Origin of the sequence: Catenibacterium sp. CAG:290, assembly GCF_000437715.1 — a bacterium.
Taxonomy (GTDB): domain Bacteria; phylum Bacillota_I; class Bacilli_A; order Erysipelotrichales; family Coprobacillaceae; genus Catenibacterium; species Catenibacterium mitsuoka_A.
In genome coordinates this window covers 1-5130 of record NZ_FR898855.1, presented here as the reverse complement: position 1 = coordinate 5130, position 5130 = coordinate 1, and the positions used below count along the sequence as shown (strand labels likewise).

Sequence of the window (5130 nt, the reverse complement as noted above, 5' to 3'; positions counted from 1 at the left end):
CAACAGGCGTCCGGTGCTTTCGCCATGAATTGGTATAATCAAATACTCGGTTCAAATTGGGGCACTTACCCCGTTACTCCTCATATATGGAATAAAGATATGTATTATTCCAGCCTACCTTATACAATGACTGAACCAGACCTATGTAAAAAAACAATAAAATGGTTTGCCCAATATGGTATCAAATACCCAGGTACTAAATTTGAAGGTGGCATCTTCCATTCATTAAGTAATTCTCTATCAGTGATTCTTCTTTCTGGTGCATATTATGATTATTTTGTTGATAAACATTTCTTTTTAGATAACGAAGATCTCTATAGACAGATGAAGGAAATCCTGAATGAAGTCATTACTTCTAGAAATCCAGATGAACCACATTTGTACCACAGTATATGGATTTCAGATGCCTACTCCCTTGGCACATATCATACAGGATCAAACATCTGTGTATATCGTGCATGTCGTTCCCTATCAAGACTTGCACTTGAAATCTTTGATGAGAAAGAATATGCGATTGAATTAGAAAATGAAGCCAATGCAATCAAGAATGATATAGAAAAATATATGACTGTAGAATCAAATGGTCATCGTATTTTCCTAGAAGGTATTGCGTCACTTGATCCACATACAAAAGAATATATGTCTGATGAATGTTATCGTAAAGAGATGCTTGATCAAGGACTTCAGTTTTTAACTGATGTGAATCATGACGGTACTATCACATTAAGAATGCATGATGGTGAAGAATCAGACACTACATTATTGAATTATTATGGCTATGAAGCAGGAGACAGAACAACGCATTATGGACAATTTAGTTCAAGTGATGAGAATCCTACTTATAGTTGTCTGAGCAGAGGAATTAAGTGGGGAAATCAATCTGGAGCCACTTTTCCTGGATATATTTCAATATTGAATGGTGCTGATAATGTAGAAAACTGGAGTGGAGAACACGGCAGATTTAAAGAATTAGAAAGATTAGCTGATCTAGATGGCAGCTGGTGGTGGTGGCCTTATAAAGTAGGGGCACCTACTGGAGATGTCACACGAATGAACAGCTGTGGTAAATGTGGATGGGCCTCAGGTATCTTCTATATCTTGTTCATTACAGAATTCTTAGGAATCAACTATGATGCACCAAATAAACACTTAACGATTCATCCTAAGGAATTTATTGGAAACTTCTTCTGGGAGGATTTCCATATCGGTGAATCAAGATTTGATATCAAGGTAACTGATCAGCACATTCATATTACCAATAAAAATAATTATTCAATTACTGTCAATCAACATGCAGTAAAGGAAGGAGAAGATTATGAATTTACTAAGTAATATCATGACTTATAAAGGAGAACGTTCTAGAGCTGTATCACCAGAAAACCCAACTGGTGAAAAAGGCAAAGCATGTATGGAAGCAAGTGCCCTAGGTCCATCAAGAAAAGGACGTGGAAGCATTAAGTTACCTATGGGTGAAGAAACAGTGATTGCGGATATAAAAGGTCCAGGTATTATTAGACATATGTGGATGACAATCCGTGAAAATACTGAAAAAGGCAGCTTTGTCATGAGAGATGTTGTCTTAAGAATCTATTGGGATGGTAGTGATACACCTGCAGTAGAAGCCCCTATTGGTGATTTCTTCTGTAATGGTTTTGGTGAAAGATGTGACGTTGCTTCTTTACCAATCGTTGTGAATCCTACTGGAGGAATGAACAGCTATTTTGAAATGCCATTCGCAAAAAGAGCAGTCATTACAATGACAAATGAACATCCAAAAGATATTACATCATTCTTCTATACAATTAATTATGCTGAAGTTGATGCTTTACCTGAAAATTGTTTATATTTCCATGCTTATTGGCGCAGAGAACGTCAGACTGAACTTGCAAAAGACTATGTTATTTTAGATGATGTGAAAGGTAAAGGCTACTATGTAGGTACTTACCTTGGTTTAACTGCACTTGAAAGATATTGGTGGGGTGAAGGAGAATTTAAGTTCTATCTTGATGGTGATGAAGACTATCCAACAGTTTCATCAACAGGCTCAGAAGACTACTTTGGTGGTGCCTGGGCATTCCATCAGAAAGATGAATTAGGAAGACCTTCAGTTAAACCATATTCTAACTTATTCTTAGGTTATCCATTCTATTCAACAAAGGATAAAACAAGAGAAAGATTTGAAACAGGTAAGTTGAATGCTGTTCATGCCTTTGGTAATGACAGCCTTCCTCGCCATGGCTTATACAGATTCCATATTTTAGATCCGATTGCCTTTGATGAAGACATCAAAGTCACATTACAACAGATTGGTAACGATGATCTTTCATTATATGAAAGACAAGATGATGTTTGTACAGTCGCTTATTGGTATTGTGATCATAAAGAAGGATTCGATAAAGAATTCCCAAATAGAAGAGCAAGACTCCCAAGATAGTCTGACAGGAAGATATCCCTATATCTTCCTTTTCATGCGTGTAGGAGTTAAATTGTTTTCTTACATTCTGCAAGGTATAATTAAGAGTAAGGAGGTATCATGATGGATGTAAAAGATAAGGTTTATATATCACTTCAAGAATGCTTAAATGAGTCTGAAAATATCCCTACATCTCAGATTGCAGACAATCTACATTTAAGCAGACAGATTGTGACACATTATTTAAATCAGCTTTTTGATGAGGGAAAAGTAAAGAAAACAGATACAAGACCGACTTACTGGTATATTGAAAAAGAAGAACAGAATGCACCTGTCGAAGAAGAATTAGATTCAGAAGTATTTGATTCTATGATTGGTGCAACAGGAAGTCATAAGAAAATAGTAGAAATGTGTAAAGCCTCTGTTTCTTATCCACCAAATGGTCTTCCAATTCTTATTATTGGTGAAAGTGGTGTAGGTAAAAGCTATATCGCAAAGCTCATTTATAAGCATGCATTACAGACAGGGAGTATCGATAAAAAAGCACCTTTTGTCGTATTAAACTGTGCAGACTATGCCAATAACCCTGAACTTCTTTCTGCTACATTACTTGGTTATAAGAAAGGTAGTTTCACAGGGGCTGATTCTGATAAAACAGGCTTATTACAGGAAGCAGATGGTGGTTATCTTTTCTTAGATGAAGTACATCGTTTATCATTTGAAAACCAGGAAAAACTATTTGTATTTATGGATACAGGTAAATATCGACCTCTTGGGGATTCTAAATGGAGACATTCAAATGTGAGATTCATATTTGCGACAACAGAAAACCCACAAGAAGTCTTATTAGAAACATTTAGAAGAAGAATAACATTACAGATTACCATTCCTAACATTACTGAACGTCCTTTGCAGGAACGTATAGAACTCATTGAAACATTCTATAAAGAAGAAGCAGAAAAGATTAAAAAGAATCTCACTATTTCTAGTGGAGCTGTTAAAATGCTTTGTTTCTCTAAGTTCCCTGGTAATATTGGTAGACTAAGAAACTTGATTCAGGTCAGCTGTGCAGAAGCTTATTTCAAACATGGTAAAGAAGATGATCTTCTTATTTCTGAAGCAGAACTGATTCATGCAGGTGGAGATATACCAGTTAATACAGTAGGATTCCAGGCTGAACGTAATATGGAAATATCTGTTATATGGAATCAGCCTAAAGAATGTATTCATCAGGAATATTATGATGAACACCATACAGAAATCATGAATCTTTTTCACAAGATAGAATCTGCATCGTGGAGTCAGATAGATCAGCTCTATTTGAATTTTCGTGCAATACTTAGAAAAATCAATCCTACTTATATTAGATCAACAGAACAGCGTTTCTTTATGCAGGTCTGTAAGGATATATTGATTCGTTATGGTGTTAAAATGAATGATTCCTGTGGTAAAGAATTATATTTACTTTATATAACATTCAGTGAAATGCATATTGAAAAAGAACAGGAATGGAAACTTAAAACTTATTTTGAACAATCATGCCCTAGAGCCTTCTATGTTGCAAATCGCATTATTATTGAATTAAAGAAGTACGAATTACAGTTAGAAGATAATCTTGCTTTCTTATTTGCGCTAGCTATTCATGAATATATTAGTGAATCTCTTGAATTAAATGGGCTCATTGCAGCACATGGTGATACAACAGCATCTAGTATTGCAAAGGTTGTTAATCAGGCGTGTGGTACCTTTATTATGGAAGGTATTGATATGCCTATGGATACAACACTTGATCAGACTGTAGAAAAAGTACAGAACTATCTCCTGCATTCTGCTAAAGGTAAAGGATTAATCTTACTTGTAGATACAGGATCATTAAGCAGTATGTATTCAAAGATAAAGAATAACTTATCCGGTGATTTATTGATTATTAATAATGTTTCTACTGCTATTGCATTAGATGTTGGTTTAAAGATGCTAGGTCATGGCTCTTTTGAACAAATTGTAGAAAGCACAAAAAAGATTAACAGCTTTGATGTACAGTTCTTTGAAGGATTATCTAAGAATAAGAATATTCTTATTTCATGTATGTCCGGTGTAGGTATTGCGGAAAAGATACAGGAAATCATGAAGAAAACATTAGGTGACTGTGGCCTTGATTTTGTGACAATGGAATATAAGAAACTTTTAGATTTACTCAATGAAGATGAATCTAAGAATTTTGATCAGACTCTTATGATATTGACAACATCTCCTCTTCATGATGGTATTTCAACACCTTGGCTGAGTGTTTATGATATATTAGATGGCCATGGTGAAGAAAACCTATGGAATGCATTAAGAAGTGTAGTTACACCAGAACAATTTGAAGCATTGAAGAATGAATTTGTAAGATTCTTTACAATTGAAGGTATTGTCAGCAGACTACAGTTCCTCAATCCTACAGTCGTTATTCAAGATGTAGAAACAATTCTTCATCGTTATCAGGATTACTATAAGATGGAAATGTCAGGTCATATAAGATTAAACCTCTATATGCATATCGCATTTATGTTTGAACGTCTAATGACTGCAGATGATATAGATGATGAAGAAGAACCTACAAATCCATCACAAAAAGAATTCTATCGTATCTCAAAAATTGTTTTCCAGGATGTAGAAAAGAAATACCGTATTCATTTAGATAATTATGAATTATCTATATTGTATGAATTATTGAG

At 34.7% G+C, this 5130-nt stretch carries 3 protein-coding genes; all 3 read left to right on the top strand.

The genetic code is table 11. The features are described 5' to 3' along the window. A partial coding sequence (locus QVO42_RS08320) for a glucosidase family protein (protein WP_502685368.1) occupies positions 1 to 1332 on the top strand: 1332 nt, incomplete at its 5' end. Beyond that, entirely contained in the window at positions 1316 to 2434 is a 1119-nt protein-coding gene (locus QVO42_RS08315; protein ID WP_006506708.1) for a glycoside hydrolase family 172 protein, read from the top strand. The genes QVO42_RS08320 and QVO42_RS08315, both read left to right, overlap by 17 nt. A 102-nt stretch (positions 2435 to 2536) precedes the next feature. Continuing rightward, positions 2537 to 5130 (top strand): sigma 54-interacting transcriptional regulator (locus QVO42_RS08310; protein WP_288164153.1); only part of this gene is annotated, 2594 nt, incomplete at its 3' end.